The following is a 17,853-nucleotide window of genomic DNA, read 5'->3' as shown; positions in this document are numbered from 1 at the left end:
CGGTCGGAATATGGATTTACCTGTAATCGCTGCTATGACTTTGTAAGAAACTGCTGCCCATAAGAGAATGCAGGCGGCAGATTTCTCAGGTGAAAGCACTGAACAGATATGTGACAAGGAGGATTTATCATGCGTGAAAAAATTTTGGCGATCATTGAAAAGAACAGCCGAATTGATCTGAAAGATCTGGCCGCCCTTTTGGGCGAGAGTGAAGCAGCCGTCGCGAATGAGATCGCGGACATGGAAAAAGAAAACATTATCTGTGGATATCACACCATGATCAACTGGGATAACACCGGAAACGAGAAAGTGATCGCACTGATCGAAGTGAAAGTAACTCCGCAGAGAGGAATGGGATTTGACAAGATCGCGGAGCGCATTTACCAGTACAGCGAAGTGAATTCCGTATATCTGATGTCCGGTGCGTTTGATTTCACCGTGATCATCGAAGGAAAGACTATGCGTGAGGTCGCTCAGTTTGTATCTGAAAAACTTTCCCCGATGGATTCCGTCCTCAGCACAGCGACCCATTTTGTACTCAAGAAATATAAGGACCACGGCACGATCATGTATGAGAAGCCGGGGGATGAAAGGATGATGATTACACCGTGAGAAACCCGTTATCTGATAAAATCGTAACGATCCCGCCGTCCGGGATCCGTAAATTCTTTGATATTGTAAGTGAGATGAAAGATGCAATCTCCTTAGGCGTCGGAGAGCCGGATTTTGATACTCCGTGGCATATCCGTGAAGAGGGCATTTATTCTCTGGAAAAAGGACGTACCTTCTATACATCCAACGCAGGCTTAAAAGATCTGAAGATCGAGATCTGCAACTATTTAAAGAGACGTTTTGACGTGGAATATGACTATAACAAAGAGGTCATGGTAACCGTCGGCGGAAGTGAAGCGATCGATATCGCGCTTCGCGCGATGTTAAATCCGGGAGACGAAGTTCTGATCCCGCAGCCGAGCTATGTGTCCTACACTCCGTGTACGATCCTGGCGGACGGTGTTCCGGTTACGATCCAGCTTGAGGAGAAGGACAAGTTCCGTCTGACAAAGGAAAAACTTCTGGAAAAGATCACACCGAAGACGAAAGTCCTGGTGCTTCCGTTCCCGAACAACCCGACCGGTTCCATTATGGAGGCGGAAGATCTGGCGGAGATCGCGAAGGTCTGCGTGGAGAAAGACCTGTTTGTTATCTCCGATGAGATCTACTCCGAGCTTACCTACAAGGGACAGCACTGCACGATCGCCGCATTCCCGGGAATGAAGGAGCGTACCGTTCTGATCAACGGTTTCTCGAAATCCTTCGCGATGACCGGATGGCGTCTCGGCTATGCATGTGCGCCGGAGATCATCCTGAAACAGATGTTAAAGATCCACCAGTTTGCGATCATGTGTGCGCCGACAACAAGCCAGTATGCTGCGGTTGAGGCGCTGAGAAACGGTGACCATGATGTGATCGAGATGCGTGAGGCATATGACCAGAGAAGACGTTACCTTGTAAAGGCACTTCGCGATATGGGATTTGACTGCTATGAGCCGCAGGGCGCGTTCTATGTATTCCCGAGCATCAAGAAATTCGGTATGACTTCCGATGAGTTTGCTTTAAAGCTTCTTGAGGAGGAGAAGGTTGCCGTTGTTCCGGGTACTGCGTTCGGCGACTGCGGAGAGGGATATCTGAGAATCTCCTATGCGTACTCCTTAAATGATCTGAAACGTGCGCTTGAGAGAATGGAGCGTTTCGTGAAGAGACACCTGAACGAAGAGAAATAAAAAGAATTGTGACTGTGCGGATACCGGACAGTCATGGAAAACGGAGCTTCCCCGGCTTGATCATGAAGGTGGTCGGGCCGGGAAATTTCTTGTTTAACAGGAAATTCCGATGGAACTTCCTATTAAACAAAAAGGCACATTCCTTCTTATTTATGCGAATAACGAGCCGAAGCACATTCTTTTTATATGACAGGAGAGACCACAACATGAACATCGTATTATACGAGCCGGAAATGCCGGCCAACACAGGAAATATCGGGCGAACCTGCGTGGCAACGAACACGAAGCTGCACCTGATCGAGCCGCTGGGATTTAAGCTCAGCGAGAAACACCTGGTCCGTGCGGGGCTGGACTACTGGGACAAGCTGGATGTGACGGTGTACAGTGATTATCAGGATTTCTTAAAGAAGAATCCGGGAGCGAAGATCTACATGGCGACCACCAAAGGCGAACATGTATACACGGATGTTCCGTATGATCCGGACGCCTATATCATGTTCGGACCGGAGAGCCGCGGGATCCCGGAGGAGATCCTTGTGGAGAACCGTGAAAACTGTATCCGGATCCCGATGTGGGGAGATATCAGGTCCTTAAATCTTTCAAATTCCGTGGCGATCGTGCTCTATGAGGCGCTCAGACAGAACGGGTTTGAGAAGATGACGATGGAAGGACATCTGCATCATCTGCACTGGAAAGAGTAGAAATTCTGCGGATTTCGCCGGAAGGTGAGACACCGGAAGGATCCGTAGAGCCAGGAAAAGGAAAAAGGGGAAAGAGGAAAACAATCATGATGAATGAAAAATGGGAAGAACAGTTCCGCGAACAGATCCATGATTTCGTGGAGACAATTGAAAAATTTGACAAAGGCGAGATCGACCGGAAGGCATACAAGGGAATCTCCGGAGGATTCGGAAGCTATGCGCAGCGGGATCCTTCCAAACATATGCTGCGTCTCAGAATGGCAGGCGGAAACCTGACGGAAAAGCGCCTGGAATTCCTCACAGAGGCGGTAAAGGATTACGGTGTGGAGCTCATGAAGCTTACGACTTGTGAGACTGTCCAGCTTCACAATTTAAAGGCGGAGCAGGTTCCGGTCCTCATGGAAAAAGCAATCGATGCCGAGATCTACAGCCGGGGCGGCGGCGGAGACAATCCGAGAAATATCATGATGAGCCCGCTCTCTGGAGTACAGAAAGGGGAAGCATTCGATGTAAAGCCGTATGCGGAGGCAGCGGCAGAGTATCTGCTCTCCATCGCTGGTGAAATCCATATGCCGAGAAAGCTGAAAGTGGCGTTCTGCAACGGAGCTGACGATTCTGTACACAGTGCATTCCGTGATATGGGATTCATGGCAAATCCGGACGGAACATTCACACTCCGGATCGCCGGCGGACTCGGCGGCGGCTATAAGATGGGAGTCCTCGTAGATGAACATGTCCAGGCGACAGAGATCCTTTACGATATCCGCGCCATGATCGAGACATTCTGCCAGCACGGCAATTATGAGAACCGCGCGAAAGCCCGCACCCGTTTCATGCAGGAGACACTGGGAGTTGACGGATTAAAGACGGCGTTTCTTGAGAACGTGCAGAAAATGAAAGAAAAAGGCGGTCTGGACCTCCATGTGGAGGAAAAAACGGTTACGAAAAAAGGCTCCGGAGAAATCTCTGATAAGCGTGTCATTGCCCAGAAACAGCCGGGACTCTACGCAGTCGCTTATCATCCGATCGGAGGATGTCTCCCGGCTGGAAAACCGGCAGAGCTTCTCGCACTTTTAAAGGAGATCCCGGATGTGGAGTGCCGGATCGCACCGCATGAGACGATCTATATCATCAACCTGACTGCAGACGAGGCAAAGAAGGTTCTCGCAGCAACGGCTGACGGAGCCCAGACAGCTTTTGAGAACAGTGTTGCATGTATCGGCGCATCGATCTGCCAGCAGGGCGTCAGAGACAGCCAGGCGGCGCTCAGAGCGGCTGTAGCGGCCGTCAGAGAGGCAGGAATCCCGGACGGCGCTCTTCCGAAGATCTGTATTTCCGGATGTCCGTCCAGCTGTTCCGCGCATCAGGCGGCGGCGCTCGGTTTCCAGGGCGCAGCAAAGACCGTAGACGGAAAGCCGGAGTCTGCGTTTAAGATGTTCGTCGGTGGAAGTGATAAACTCGGTGCGGCAAAATTCGGCGAGGCCGGAGCCGTGATCCTGGAGCGTGATCTTCCGAAGCTTCTCGTGGAGCTTGGAAAAGCAGCGGCAGCATCTAACATGAACTGGGAGACCTGGATCGCTGGTCATGGGGATGAATTCCGGGCGATTGTGGAAAAGTACGCGTAAAAGACTGCGTGCTGTGGAAAGACGGAATCCTTATAAATATAAAAATGTCGGCAGTTTTAATCTACTGCCGACATTTTTTGCAGAAAACGTGGATTTTTGTTCGCAGCCGGGAAGGCGCTGAACAATTATGGATCGGTCAGGACAGGATCTTACATCTCGATCAACTGAAACGGCACCTGTCTTGCGCGCAGCATCTGCGCTTCGCGGCGATGGCAGGTGAAGATGATGATCTGACCGCCGTAGGCGGAGGCAAGCCATTCGAGAGCTGTTTTCAGGCGATCATCATCGTACTGGGTAAAGCTGTCGTCGAAGATCAGCGGAAAACCTCCGGATTCGGAGCCGGACCCCGTGAGAAGCTTTGCGGCGGCAAGGCGCAGGGCGAGATAGACCTGGTCCATGGTTCCGCTGCTGACGTTTTCGAGCGGGACGAGCTTTGTCTTCGTGTTCAGGAAGACGTTCAGATTCTCGTCGATGCTCATGCTGTCGTAGATCCCGCCGGTGATGCCGGTGATATACTGGGAGGCCTCTTTGTTCAGATAGAGTCCGAAAGAATCACGGATCGTGGAAGAGAGATCTGCCATAGTCTCCTGGGCGAGGTCGATGGCGACGATCTCATCGTGGATCCGGTCATTCTCTGCAAGTGTCCGTTTTAATGCTTTTGCTTTATTCTTGCAGTTGCTTAAATGCTCCAGCTTCTTTTCCAGTTCCCACTGGGTCCGCTGCTGCTTTTCGATCATCTCGCTGCAGCCGGCCTGTCTTGTCTGGAGATTACTCAGATCTTCCAGAAATTTCCGGATCGCCGTCTCGGACTGGGAGACCATATCACAGAGCTTCGAAAATTCGCCCATCCGCGCGAGGAATGCGTTCATGGCATCTTCGGACACTGCGGAATCTCCGAGATGTCTCGCAAGAAGAGCGCCAAGTTCCGCCGAGGTGCTGTCGCACATTTTGTGATATTCTTTATCTTTCTGACGGAAGATCAGGGAGATGATAAAAAAGATCACAGCAGCCGCCACAGAAGCTCCGCAGACAGGGAGATATGCGGTGAGATTGAAATATCCAAGAGCCGCCGCTGCCCCGAGTCCTGCGATCCCGAGAACGGCCGTAAGCGCGGACAGGACTTTTCTGGACTTCTTGCTGCACTCCATATTCAGCATATTGTATTCACTGTATAATTTTTCTGCATTGGAGGACATCGCATCCACGGAAGCCTGGTCTGTAAAACCATTGTCTGCCAGGACTTTCTTTCCGTTTGCGAGTTTCTCGTCCAGATCCTTTTTCTGTGTCTGGGTATTTTCGATCAGTCCATTGACCTGGGTCCGCATATTCTGGTAGGAGGCGAGCTGGTTCTCGTATTCCGGGCCGGCGATCTCAGATTCAATATTCCGGATCTCAGCGAGAAGAGAGGTGAATTCCCGGCTTGCCTCCGGGATCAGCCCGGCTTCGAGCGAACGTTTCTGGTTGCGCAGGAATGCGGTGGCTTTTGTGATATTTAAGGAAATATTGCCGGTGGTGTTCATGTTGGCAATGTAATTCTTAAGTTCCGTCACCATTCCGTCCTCGGTGGCGCTCTTCAGCTGGCCGATGCTGATCGTGTTATTGTACATGGTCTCAGTGAGCCCGTTTAAGAGCCTGGAGATAAACTCCGGACTTGCGTTCTCCTCAAGACCTTTTGTCTCATTGATGATCTTTAAAGACTTATTTTCTTCCCGGAACCGCCGCTCGATGCGGTAGATGGTCCCATCTTTTTCCAGTCTCAGCCAGCCTTCGTAGGTCCCGCTGTTTTCCCACGGTTCGTACTTTGTATACAGGTCATTTTTTGCCGCCCGTCCCCGCCCGCGCTCGATCCCGAAGAGCATGCCGCGGATAAAGGTGTGGAGCGTGGATTTTCCGGCTTCGTTCTTTCCGTAGATAATGTTGATCCCGTCGTTGAAGGAGATGGTCCGGTCATGAAATTTTCCGAACCCGTCGATATGTAATTCGAGTAATCTCATGGCTGACTCCTTTCATCTTTTGTCATAAGCAGGGCGTGGATCCCGTAATAAAGCGCTTTTTTCTCCACAGGACTCATATCGTCCTTCATGAGCGCCTGGATATAAAAGCCGATCATGTCGCTCGGATGTTCCGCGAACAATGCGTGGAAATCATACTGCGGTTCCGATTCATCCAGGATCTCGATGATATTCCACTGACCGGAGAGAAGATCCAGGTCAAAACTGATATCAGGATCCCGCATGCCGCGGATGCGGAAACGATAGATATTGCCTGCGCCGCGCTTGCGGATCTCGTCGGCAATGATCTGGGAGAGCTCGGTGTTGGTCGTCTGAGGAGTCACATTGACCACTAACGGGATATACTGGGCCTGGCAGACTTCCTTAAACTGCAGGGAGGTCACATGACCGCTCGCGGTGTCGATTTCCCCGACAAAATATCCGTGCGGTCCGGTCTCCGTCATGTCGAGCGGTTCCGGGGAACCTGCGTAGGCCATGCGGTTTTCCAGGAGAACCTCCGGCTTGTGGATATGCCCAAGGGCGATATAGGAGAACGGGGATGCAGCCAGTGCATTCCGGTCAAAAGGAACATGCTTTGCATCACCGCCATGGAGCATGAGGATCCGGGTACGTCGGGATGCCGGAAGAGAGATGTTGTCGGCCTTTGCCTCGGTAATCTCGGCAGTGTGATAGCTGAATCCGTAAACTTCTGTGTTCAGCTCCTCAAAATAGACGGAAGAGAGGTCCTCGTCCATCAGAAATGTCACGTTCGGCGCCCAGGTAAAGCTGAGGAGTGCGGAACTCTTCCGGATCCGGTCATGGTTTCCGGCAATGATGACAACTCTGGTCCCGGGGATCGTAGAGAACAGATAGTTGACTTCCTTTAAGTCGCGGGCCAGCGGCTGGCGGTGGAACAGATCGCCGGAGATCAGAAGGAGATCGGCGCGGGAGTCTCTCGCGTCCTCAATGATCCCCTGGAATGTCAGTCGGATCGCCTGTTCCCGCTTTTTGCCCCAGGGCTTATCACTGTCCGGGATCATGCCCCAGTGGATATCGGCGGTGTGGATAAATTTCATACATTCCTCCATGGTGTATGGATTGCAGATACACTGCGCTCCAGTATCAAGGTAGTGGACTATGAAAGTCCGCAAAACGTGTTTTTCAAGTTACCGCGGCAGTTCGGTCATCAGGGGATCGCCGTCGCGTAAATGTGAAAAGGAGCGCAACAGATCTCTGTGCGCTCCCTGCGGCTGCCATGCATCGAAAGGACGCGGCGGGCTGCTGTTTTTCCTTATAACTCGCAGTTATTAACGGTACGCGGGAACGGGATCACGTCACGGATATTGCCCATTCCTGTGAGGTACATCACGCAGCGCTCGAAGCCGAGACCGAAACCGGAGTGGCGGACACTGCCGTATTTTCTGAGGTCGAGATAGAAGCCGTAGTCTTCCGGTTTTAATCCGAGCTCATTCATGCGGGCGAGAAGCTTGTCGTAATCGTCCTCACGCTGGCTTCCGCCGATGATCTCGCCGATACCCGGAACGAGGCAGTCCACAGCGGCAACTGTCTTTCCGTCCGGATTTAACTTCATGTAGAACGCCTTGATCTCCTTCGGGTAGTCGGTAACGAATACCGGTTTCTTGAAGATCTTCTCAGTCAGATAGCGCTCATGCTCTGTCTGGAGATCGCAGCCCCAGAATACCTTGTAATCGAACTCGTCGTTGTGCTCTTCGAGGAGCTTGACAGCCTCTGTGTAGGTAACACGGCCGAATTCGGAATTTAATACGTTGTTTAAACGGTCGAGAAGTCCCTTGTCGACGAACTGGTTGAAGAAGTTCATCTCAGACGGAGCGTTCTCAAGAACGTAGCGGATGACATATTTTAACATGCCCTCTGCGACAGTCATATTGTCGTCAAGATCAGCAAATGCCATCTCCGGCTCGATCATCCAGAACTCAGCTGCATGACGGGTCGTGTTGGAGTTCTCGGCACGGAAAGTCGGTCCGAATGTGTAGATGTTGCGGAACGCCATCGCGTAAGTTTCGCCGTTTAACTGGCCGCTTACAGTCAGGCTTGTGTGTTTGCCGAAGAAATCCTTGCTGTAGTCGACTGCGCCGTCTGCTGTCTTCGGAACATCGTTGAGGTCCATGGTCGTTACCTGGAACATCTCGCCTGCGCCTTCACAGTCACTGGATGTGATCAACGGTGTGTGAACATAGACGAAGCCCTGCTCCTGGAAGTACTGATGGATCGCGTAAGCGATCAGGGAACGCACACGGAATACAGCCTGGAAGGTGTTGGTACGTGCGCGGAGGTGCGGGATCGTACGAAGGTATTCGAAGGTGTGACGTTTTTTCTGGAGCGGGTAATCCGCGCTGGAAGCGCCCTCAACAACAACCTCTGTCGCCTGGATCTCGAACGGCTGCTTTGCCTCCGGTGTTGCAACGAGAGTACCTTTTACGATAATGGAAGCGCCGACGTTTAACTTGGAAACTTCAGCGAAGTTTGCCATTGTATCATGGTAAACGATCTGTAAGGTATCGAAGCTTGTACCATCGTTTAATACGATAAAGCCGAATGCCTTGGAGTCACGGATGCTGCGGATCCAGCCACCGACGGTGATCTCCTTGTCTAAATATTTCTCACGCTCTTTAAAGAGCTCTTTGACTGTTGTCAACTGCATGATTGTTTCTCCTTCTAAATACATCTCCTGTAACAGTGTGTTACATAGTCTTTTCGTAACTGCTCAGTATCTTCACAGTTACGTCTCTTCTTAAAATGTGCAATCTGCTACTAGTATAGCGTATTTTGTGTGTGGATTCAAGGAAAAATGGGCATAAGACGAAGGATTTTCCTGAGCGGAAAACGATGATCATCCATCATCAGGCTTACTGATCCTGACGGAATGTGATAGGGCAAAACAAAAAGATACTGCCTGACAGAAAAATGATGGTCATGCAGTATCTTTTTATATCCAATGAGATCTTTATGTAAGAAAATTATGACTATTTAAGCAAACTGCTCAGGAATTATATTTTTCGCTTTTTCTAACATTTCTTGCAGCATTTTTTGCCATCCTTCCGGATCCAGATAAATGTTACCGGTGCCGTCATCAGCTTTATATCGGGATAACAGATCGTAGTTATGGTTGTGAGACGGGATAACGATATCGACATGCAGCTTCATCATTTCACGAAGTTGATTTACGTAATCAGCCTGGAGATGAGCAGGAAGCCGGTTTTCCTCCAGCTCTTCATAAGTGAGTCCATTTAATCCGAGACCGCCGTGCATTGCGGCAATCACTGGTTTTCCATGGTGGGAGGTATGGATCACAAAAGTCGTTGTTCCAGGGGTGTGGCCTGCACAAAGCTTAAACTCGATCTTTACATTTCCAATTTCAAACGGTTTGGAATAATCATAATATTCGTTGATCGTAAACGGCGGGATCTCTCCACAGATGAGATCGGGACGTTCGGTAAAGAAGAATGCATCGTTTTCGCCGATCCACACCGTTGCTTTCGTGTATTCCTGAAGAAATCTGGTAGCAGCCACATGATCAAAATGGCCATGGGAAAGAAAGATATGTTTGATATCTTCCGGATGAAATCCCAGTTTTCGAATTCCGTCAAAAACAAGATAGACACTTTCTTTGAAGGCCGGGTCGATCAGGATCAGACCATCTCCGGTGTCGATCAGATAGGTGGAGACATAGGTATTTCCGACAAAATAAATATTGTCAGTAACCTGAAATGGCTCATGGTAGAGGATCCATGGATTGCTTGTAAAATAGGCAGCTTTTTCAGCGAGCGCTTTCATGCGGGCAGCGCGTTCAGCAGCAGATTCACTCATAGTTTAAATTCCTTTCAAACAAATATTTTTAGTAGATAAGATTGAGGACAAATGGTGCCCATACGGCAAATGCGATTGTCATAATGACACAAGGGATCCAGCCGATCTTGATAAAATCTTTCATGTTAAAATCACAGACGCCGTATACATATCCCTCTGCAGTGCCGGCCATCGGTGTTCCAAAACAGATGATAGAACCACATGCAACGCCCGCAACGATCAGACGTGGATCAATTCCGAGATTGATCGCCATCGTTGCAGCAATCGGACAGAAAATAGCCATAACAGCAGCATTGCTCATAAACTGTGTAATGAACATGGATACGAAACAGAAGATTGTCGCGAGAATGATCGGGTTTGTGAGGTTCGGGAATGCATTGCTGAAAAGATTCGAGATCCATTCACCAGTTCCGGATGCCGTAATCGCATTGGAAAGCGGAAGTGTTCCGGCAACCAGGAAGATAACGCTCCAGCTTACGGAATTGAATGCATCTTTCTGGGAGATCAGCTTTAATCCGACAGCAAGTGCAGCAAAAGTTGTGGATACAAGATATACCGGAACAATCTTAGTTGCAGTGGCAACGACCATCAGAATCACATTTGCAAGGAAAATAAATGCAGCCAGTTTCTCCTGAAGAGGAGTGTAAGGGGTTTTTGTCGAGTAATCAATGTCTTCAGTGAGGGCTTCCTGAGCACGAGCAGAGGCCTCTTTATCAACGACAAACTTCTTACAGATGACGATATAGTAAACAAGCAGGAAGAAGAACATTGGAAGCTTGATCCATGTAAAATCCATAAGACCGTACTGGACTTCAGAACCTGCGTCTGTAATGTACTGATTAAAAAGAAGCAGGTAGGTAATGGAACTTCCGATCGGAAAACATTGTACACAGACCCAGGTGCAGAGATCAGCAGCGGATTTGAATACACGTTTTTCGCTGAGTCCGGAATCTTTGCAGAGTTCCATGATGATCGGAGTTAATGCTGCAATCGTAGCAGTAGCGGTTGTTGCAAGTCCCATAACGGTGATTCCTGCAATGATCATAAGAAAGACCTTTAACGGACTTCCTTTTGTGTTTTTCTGAATAAATACGCGGATGCGGTAGGTGAAACTTGTTTTTGCAAAAACAGCGCCGATAATGAAAAGACCAATCCATGTGATAACTGTTGTGTTGGACATGCCGGACCATGCAGTCTTCGCGTCGAGGATGCCGGTTCCCTGAAGAAGAACAGGTACCATTAAAGCTGTGAAGCCAAGTGGCAGCAATTCAAAAAAGAATGAAATACTCATAAGGGCAATGATCCCCAATACAATAGCAATTTGCGTTGTCATACAATTCCCTCCTGTATGAAAAGTAGAAACATTTGTTTTTCGCCTTGCTCCTGTCTGCAGCCAGAGATAAGGTCTTTGGTTCGTCATTGTGCACAGAATGATCATGGAAATATCGTAGCATCAAAATAAAATAAATAAAAGAATATATTTTCTTATACTATAAGAAAAAACTTATGGTACAATAAAAAGAGAAATACAAACTGAAAATTTGAAAACAAAAAATCAGGAGAGAATAAAAACAATGACGATGACACAACTTGTATATTTTGTTGCAGTTGCGGAAGAACTGAATATTACGAGAATCGCAGAGCAGTTTCATGTGTCCCAACCGGCAGTTTCATCGGCAATCCGGGATCTGGAAAAAGAATTCCGCGTTTCGCTCTTTGAAAGACATCACAATGATCTGTTCCTGACATCGACAGGAAATATTGCTTATCAACAGGCGAAACGTCTGGTGGAGCATTATGAAGAGTTTCGGACAAGTATTGAGAAGCTGCAGATGGACAAGGCTGTTTCCCTTGCAATCGCTCCGAATGTTGCAGCCATTCATTTGTCGAAATTGTTTCCCTATATGCAGGAGCAGCTTCCGGGTGTGACGATCAATATGCAGGAAAATTTTATCGTAAATATGACACAGCTTCTGAAAAATAATCTGTTGGATGCGGCCTGTTTTTCTTGCCGGGAGGAGATGAGGGATCCGGCTCTCACATATATTCCTGTTGGAAAACTTTCATTGGCGTTATGTGCATCATCGACATTTTTCAAACTGGATAGTCAAATTATATCACCGAAGAAACTGGAAGGGATTCCGATGGTCTTTCAATTTAAATCCTCTCAGCTGAATACTTTTATCCTGGAATACTTCGCTGGATATCATGTAATCCCAAATGTGATTTTTTATGCGAATCAGCTTACAACAATAACTTCTTTTGTGCGAGAGGGGCTTGCAGTCGGATTTTTGCCTCCGGAAATTATTGAGAAGGATCCAGACATTGTACAGTATCATCTTCCGGAAGCAGAAAATCTGGAGAATGTGGAAATAAATTTTGTTTACAAGAAAAAAACTCTGATGGTGGAAGAGCTTCTTCGCATCTTCCGCACATACTTTAATATGGTTCAAAAGAACAGAAAAATGGAGAAAGATAAATAAAAAGTACATCAATCGCCCATAAAATAAAATGTTTTTGTGGAATTTTGGCTGCGAGCCCATTATAATAGAGAAAAACATCACACGGGAGGGCAAACGAATGAATATTTACGATCGGATCAAGACCATGAGCGATGAGATGGCGGGTGACCTTACAGCGCAGAGACGTGACTTTCATAAGTACGCGGAGCCGGGCTGGTTTGAGATGAGGACATCGTCCATTATTGCACGGAAACTGACAGAGCTCGGATATGAAGTGCTTGTCGGAGATCAGGTCTGCAAAAAGGATTCCAGAATGGGCGTTCCGTCTGAGGAAAAGTTAGAGGAACAGTATGAGCGTGCCGTTGCCCAGGGAGCGGATCCGGAGTTTGTTAAGTACACAAAGGGGGGAATGACTGGCGTGATCGGAATCCTGCGTTGCGGCGAGGGCCCGACGGTTGCCATGCGGTTTGATATCGATGCCCTCGGCGTATTCGAGGAACATGATCCGGGCCACAGACCGGCGAAAGAGGGATTTAACTCCGTAAATGAAGGCTTCATGCATGCCTGCGGACATGATGGACATGCCACCATCGGTCTCGGTGTGGCGAAGGTCCTGATGTCCATTAAGGATCAGCTCCACGGAACGGTAAAGCTGATCTTCCAGCCGGCAGAAGAGGGTGTCCGCGGTGCGAAATCCATCGTTGATAACGGACATCTTGACGGTGTGGATTACCTGATCGGCTCTCATGTGACAAATAAGAAAGAGGACGATCCGGCAGTGGTAATTCCGGGAAGCCATGGCTCTCTCGCGACAACAAAATATGATGTGATCTTCCACGGAAAATCTGCCCATGCAGGTGGATCACCGGAGGTTGGACGGAATGTCATGCTGGCAGTCGGAACGGCGATCTTGAACCTTTATGCGATCCCGCGTCACTCCGGCGGCGTGTCCAGAGTAAATGTGGGAACCGTTGTTGCCGGAAGCGGACGGAATGTTATCGCGGACGAGGCGAAGATGGAGATCGAGGTCCGCGGTGAGACCACCGAGATCAACGAGTACATGAAAGACTACGCGGTGAATATTATCGAGAGTGCGGCGAAGATGCACGGATGTACCTGTGAGATGAAGCTTATGGGTGCAGCAAACTCCCTGACGAGCAGTGAAGCGCTGATGGAGCGGGTGAAGAGAGTCTGCGAGGAAGATCTTCATCTGCCGGTTGCGAAGGAAATGAGCAGCAAAAACGGCGGCAGCGAGGACGTCTCTTATATGATGAACCGCGTCCAGGAACAGGGCGGACAGGCGACCTTTATGCGTGTACTCACCCACGAAGCCGGCCCGGGTCACAGCCGGATCTTCGATATCGACGAACAGGTTCTTCCGAATGCGGTGAAGATCTTCTGCGGTGTGGTTTATGACATTATACATTAATGGGTGAGAAGTGCATGCGATAAAAAGCGACAGATAAAAAGAGCTCCGGCCAATTTGCCGGAGCTCTTTTCATGAATGCGAGAAGGCATTTTTATGCCATGATCTTACGGAACAGGTCTTTCAGGTCCTCTACGCTGGCATCCTTCGGGTTGCCCGGCGCGCAGGCATCTGCATGTGCGGACTCTGCAAGGAACGGAAGGTCTTCTTCTTTGATTGCCTCAAGGACAGACGGAATTCCGACATCCGCGGAAAGCTTCTTGACAGCGTCAACAGCAGCTTTTCGATATTCGTCCTGAGACATGGAATCAACATTTGCAACGCCCATTGCGCGCGCGATCTCACGATATTTCTCGCCGGTACATTCCTGATTATATTCCATGACGATCGGAAGCATCATTGCGCAGGCAACGCCGTGCGGGGTATCATAGACAGCACCGAGTGTGTGTGCCATGGAGTGGGCGATACCAAGACCAACGTTGGAGAAGCCCATACCGGCGATATACTCACCGAGAGCCATTCCTTCGCGTCCCTCTTTTGTGTTAGCCACTGCTCCGCGCAGGGATCTTGAGATGATCTCGATGGCTTTCAGATGGAACATATCGGTCATTTCCCAGGCAGCCTTTGTTGTATAGCCTTCGATGGCATGGGTCAGGGCATCCATACCGGTGGAAGCGGTAAGTCCCTTCGGCATTGAGGACATCATATCCGGGTCAACGATCGCAATGATCGGCATGTCATGCGGGTCAACGCATACAAATTTACGTTTTCTTTCGATATCGGTGATAACATAGTTGATCGTAACCTCGGCAGCAGTACCGGCTGTTGTCGGAACGGCGATGATCGGAACACACGGTTTTTTTGTCGGTGCAACACCCTCAAGACTTCTTACATCCTCAAATTCCGGGTTTGCGATGATGACGCCGATCGCTTTGGAGGTATCCATGGAGGAGCCGCCGCCGATGGCGATCAAATAGTCAGCGCCGGATGCCTTAAAGGCCTCAACACCGTGCTGGACGTTCTGGATCGTTGGGTTTGCTTTAATATCGGAGTAGAGCTCGTAGTCAAGACCGTTTGTGGTCAGAATGTCGGTTACTTTGGCAGTAACCTTGAATTTTACGAGATCCGGGTCGGAACATACGAATGCCTTTTTAAAGCCGTGGGCTTTCGCCTCGTTCGCGATCTCCTGAATCGCACCTGCTCCGTGATAAGATGTCTGATTTAACATAATACGATTTGCCATGATAAAAAACTCCTTCCATGAATACTTGCTCTCAAAAGCTTTCTGTGCCTTTGTTATTATATTAACAAATTTGAAGGGTAAAAAGAAAGTTACAGAAAAGGTCAAGTGTAACACTTCAAGGAAAAATCGACATATTGCAAAAGAAAGACATAGAAAAATTGTGCAAAATAACAATAGATCAGGATAGCAGATGAAGCTCAAGAAACAGATCCCGCAGCGCTGCCGGCATCGCGCGGACGAGAAGCCCGGCAAACTGGGACGGGGTCAGGTCCATGCCGCCGAGAACCCACTTTACGGTCATGGTGATCGAGCCCTGACAGTACATTTCGAGAAGAAAATGGATTTCAGGGGTGGCCGGTCTGCCGCTTTTTTCCCGGATCAGATTTTCATAAAAGGCGAGGATCAGCTTAAAATCATGCTCCCGCAGGGAATTCTGCCTGTCATAGCGGAATGCAGCGGCAAAAAACGTCTTTTCCTCCTGAATATATGTAAATTTTTTCTCCAGACTGTCAAGGACCGTGGTCCCGCGTCCCATATGTTCAAAGGAGCGGGCGAGGAGCTTGTCGAAATACCAGTTGATCAGGTCATATTTATCAAGAAAATTCCGGTAAAAGGTCTGGCGGGTGACGCCGCAGCGCTCTGTGATCTGGCGGACAGTGATCGCATCGACCGGAGTTGTCTTCATGCATTCCTTCATGGCTGCGGCGAGACGGTATTTTGTTTTTTCCCCCTTCATGGCAGGCGTGCTGGATTCGATCATTAAAAGCTCCTTTCTCCGGTATTGCGACCGGTTCTTATATTTTATTCAGTAAATTCTATCATATTTTTCCCAATGAAGAAAGGCTTTTTGAGGCGGTTAGGTCCTTCATCTGATCTCATCGGGAAGTGTTCAAAAAAACTCCGTATTATCCGCGATCGAGTCACGCGGATGATACGGAGTTTGTGTTACGTCTGAATGAGCTTTAGATGGCTGATACCGAAGGCAGACCGATTTTTATGAGAGACCGATCACAACGGCAAGGATCACAGCGATGGATCCAAATGCAAACAGGACAGCCTGGAATTTGATCTGGAACTTTGCCCATTTGCCCCAGTCGAGTTTTGCCGCAGCCAGCGCGCCTAAGAGGCAGCCGGAGGTTGGAACGATGAAGTTTGTGAAGGCGTCACCAAGCTGGTACGCAACAACAGCAACCTGTCTCTCGACACCGACAAGATCGGCGAGAGGAGCCATGATCGGCATGGTAAGTGCAGCCTGTCCGGAACCGGATACAACGAAGAAGTTGAATACGGACTGGAAGATATACATAAACCATGCGGAGATCACCGGCGGGAAATTCTGCATTCCGTCGCTGATGCTGTGAAGGATCGTATTTAAGACCGTACCGTCGGTTGCACTTGTGCCGCCGAGGATAATGATAATACCCTGCGCCATTCCGACACACATTGCAGCGCCTAAAAGATCAGCGGCACCGTGGTCGAAGGATTTTGCGATATCATTTACTTTCATATCATTCAGCTTGAATACAACACCGATGATACCGGAAACAAGACCCATTACGAAGAACTGGGAAGCAATTTCCGGGATATAGTAGCCTTCGCTTATAACGCCCCAGATCGTCCATACCATGCAGGCAGCGACCGTGAGGAGAACAAGCTTGTGGCCGAGTGTGAACGGCGGCATCTCTTTGCCGTTCTTTGCGAATTCTTTTCTATATTCTTCATCAGACTCATACGCAACGGAGAGCTTCGGATCTTTCTTGATCTTTACCGCGTAGCGCATCGTGAAGACGATCGTAAGTCCTGTGAAGAAGATCCATAACGGGATACGGAACCATGCGCCGGACATGACCGGAATACCGGCAACACCCTGGGCAACAGCCAGTCCGAACGGATTCTGCCAGGAAGAACCGAAGCCGATCTGTGTAGATACGTAGGAGCACATAATTCCGACAACTGCATCATATCCCATTGCGATAAACATCGGTACGAGGATCATAACGAACGGAATTGCCTCCTCACCCATACCGAAGACCGCGCCTCCGAGGGAGAACAGGACTACAAGAATCGGGATCAAAAGGATCTCGCGTCCGTTTGTCAAAGCGATGACCCGCATAATGCCGCTTTCTATTGCGCCTGTCCGGAGAACGATACCGAAGGCACCGCCTACGACCAGAATGAAAGCGATGATTCCGACAGCGGTACCATTCTTATCGCCGACGGTCATACCCTCGAATACATAGTTTAAAATTCCCTGACCGCCAAAGTCCTCGGTTCCGAAGATCGGAGCTGCTTTGGTCACCTTGTTTCCGTTTTCATCCAGAATATACTGGAAGCTTTCCGGATCCAGAACGGTTCTTGTTTTTTCCACGCCGTTCTGCATATACGTGATTTCTTTTGTGTCGTATTTACCCAACGGGATAAATACGGTGAGCAGAGCCGCGAACAGAATGACACCAAAAATGATGATGTAAGTGTGCGGCATCTGGAAGCCCTTTTTTTTCTCCATGGCTTATCCCCCCATAATTGTATTCTCTGCCTGTGAAATCCCCCGCACAGGTAGTGTATCTACTATATTAACATAAATTCTGTGATACGTCATTACTCTTTTCCTTTAATTCTGCATATTAATAGGTTTATACAATTTCGAATCAGAATTTTTGGTACTTATGTAACCAAGCAGGAACATAGGTATTGTATTGCGTATCATACAAAAAGAAAAAAATGTCAGAATATACACAAAATTGGGATTGAAAGGATGAAAAGTTTGTTCACATC

The 17,853-nt window shown here is 48.8% G+C and carries 14 protein-coding genes; 6 read left to right on the top strand and 8 right to left on the bottom strand.

The annotated features are described in order from the left end of the window. Positions 1–129: 129 nt before the first annotated feature. The 4 genes from FN001_RS01845 (at position 130) to FN001_RS01830 (ending at position 4,107) form a co-directional block, all read left to right on the top strand. Entirely contained in the window at positions 130–612 is a 483-nt protein-coding gene (locus tag FN001_RS01845; RefSeq protein WP_118533419.1) for an Lrp/AsnC family transcriptional regulator, read from the top strand. Then, a complete protein-coding gene (locus tag FN001_RS01840) occupies positions 609–1,781 on the top strand; it encodes an aminotransferase class I/II-fold pyridoxal phosphate-dependent enzyme (protein ID WP_118533421.1) in 1,173 nt (390 codons plus the stop codon). Before FN001_RS01845 ends, FN001_RS01840 begins: the two co-directional genes overlap by 4 nt. Before the next feature lie 206 nt (positions 1,782–1,987). Next, positions 1,988–2,482 carry a tRNA (uridine(34)/cytosine(34)/5-carboxymethylaminomethyluridine(34)-2'-O)-methyltransferase TrmL gene (gene trmL, locus FN001_RS01835; RefSeq protein WP_118297287.1) on the top strand — a complete coding sequence of 165 codons (495 nt, stop codon included), beginning with the start codon at positions 1,988–1,990 and terminating at the stop codon, positions 2,480–2,482. An 86-nt stretch (positions 2,483–2,568) separates the two neighbouring features. Further along, the gene (locus FN001_RS01830) at positions 2,569–4,107 is read left to right on the top strand and encodes a nitrite/sulfite reductase (RefSeq protein WP_142410599.1); all 1,539 of its coding nucleotides are present in this window, start codon (positions 2,569–2,571) and stop codon (positions 4,105–4,107) included. A 149-nt stretch (positions 4,108–4,256) separates the two neighbouring features. Here the strand turns inward: FN001_RS01830 and FN001_RS01825 are convergent, their stop codons facing one another. The 5 genes from FN001_RS01825 to FN001_RS01805 all read right to left on the bottom strand — a co-directional run bounded on the left by FN001_RS01825 (position 4,257) and on the right by FN001_RS01805 (position 11,280). Next, positions 4,257–6,101 (bottom strand): ATP-binding protein, encoded by a 1,845-nt coding sequence (locus FN001_RS01825; protein WP_142410598.1) that lies wholly within the window; start codon positions 6,099–6,101, stop codon positions 4,257–4,259. Then, positions 6,098–7,174, bottom strand: a complete 1,077-nt coding sequence (locus FN001_RS01820) for a metallophosphoesterase family protein (protein ID WP_118728441.1) — start codon at positions 7,172–7,174, stop codon at positions 6,098–6,100. The genes FN001_RS01825 and FN001_RS01820 overlap by 4 nt, the downstream gene beginning before the upstream one ends. A 215-nt stretch (positions 7,175–7,389) precedes the next feature. Continuing rightward, positions 7,390–8,781 carry an asparagine--tRNA ligase gene (asnS, locus tag FN001_RS01815; protein WP_142410597.1) on the bottom strand — a complete coding sequence of 464 codons (1,392 nt, stop codon included), beginning with the start codon at positions 8,779–8,781 and terminating at the stop codon, positions 7,390–7,392. A 326-nt stretch (positions 8,782–9,107) separates the two neighbouring features. Continuing rightward, entirely contained in the window at positions 9,108–9,947 is an 840-nt protein-coding gene (locus FN001_RS01810; RefSeq protein ID WP_142410596.1) for an MBL fold metallo-hydrolase, read from the bottom strand. A 28-nt stretch (positions 9,948–9,975) separates the two neighbouring features. After that, positions 9,976–11,280, bottom strand: coding sequence for an SLC13 family permease (locus tag FN001_RS01805; protein WP_185911808.1), 1,305 nt, complete (start codon positions 11,278–11,280; stop codon positions 9,976–9,978). A 241-nt stretch (positions 11,281–11,521) separates the two neighbouring features. On the opposite strand from FN001_RS01805, the gene FN001_RS01800 reads away from it, so the two are divergent. Both FN001_RS01800 and FN001_RS01795 read left to right on the top strand, forming a co-directional pair. Beyond that, positions 11,522–12,430: a LysR family transcriptional regulator gene (locus FN001_RS01800; protein WP_142410594.1), complete on the top strand. Its 909-nt coding sequence runs from the start codon at positions 11,522–11,524 to the stop codon at positions 12,428–12,430. Positions 12,431–12,527: 97 nt separating this feature from the next. After that, on the top strand, positions 12,528–13,838 hold the full coding sequence (locus FN001_RS01795) for an amidohydrolase (protein WP_142410593.1): 1,311 nt from the start codon (positions 12,528–12,530) through the stop codon (positions 13,836–13,838). Positions 13,839–13,929: 91 nt separating this feature from the next. Here the strand turns inward: FN001_RS01795 and fucO are convergent, their stop codons facing one another. The 3 genes from fucO to yfcC form a co-directional block, all read right to left on the bottom strand. Further along, entirely contained in the window at positions 13,930–15,078 is a 1,149-nt protein-coding gene (fucO, locus tag FN001_RS01790) for a lactaldehyde reductase (RefSeq protein WP_142410592.1), read from the bottom strand. Positions 15,079–15,256: 178 nt separating this feature from the next. Further along, positions 15,257–15,838: a TetR/AcrR family transcriptional regulator C-terminal domain-containing protein gene (locus FN001_RS01785; protein WP_142410591.1), complete on the bottom strand. Its 582-nt coding sequence runs from the start codon at positions 15,836–15,838 to the stop codon at positions 15,257–15,259. 234 nt (positions 15,839–16,072) lie between these two features. Next, positions 16,073–17,584: a putative basic amino acid antiporter YfcC gene (yfcC, locus tag FN001_RS01780; protein ID WP_117483516.1), complete on the bottom strand. Its 1,512-nt coding sequence runs from the start codon at positions 17,582–17,584 to the stop codon at positions 16,073–16,075. Positions 17,585–17,853 lie beyond the last annotated feature (269 nt).

Source organism: Clostridium sp. Marseille-P7770, assembly GCF_902143525.1.
In the GTDB taxonomy this organism is placed as follows: Bacteria; Bacillota; Clostridia; order Lachnospirales; family Lachnospiraceae; genus Pilosibacter.
This window is presented reverse-complemented; position numbering and strand designations above follow the sequence as displayed.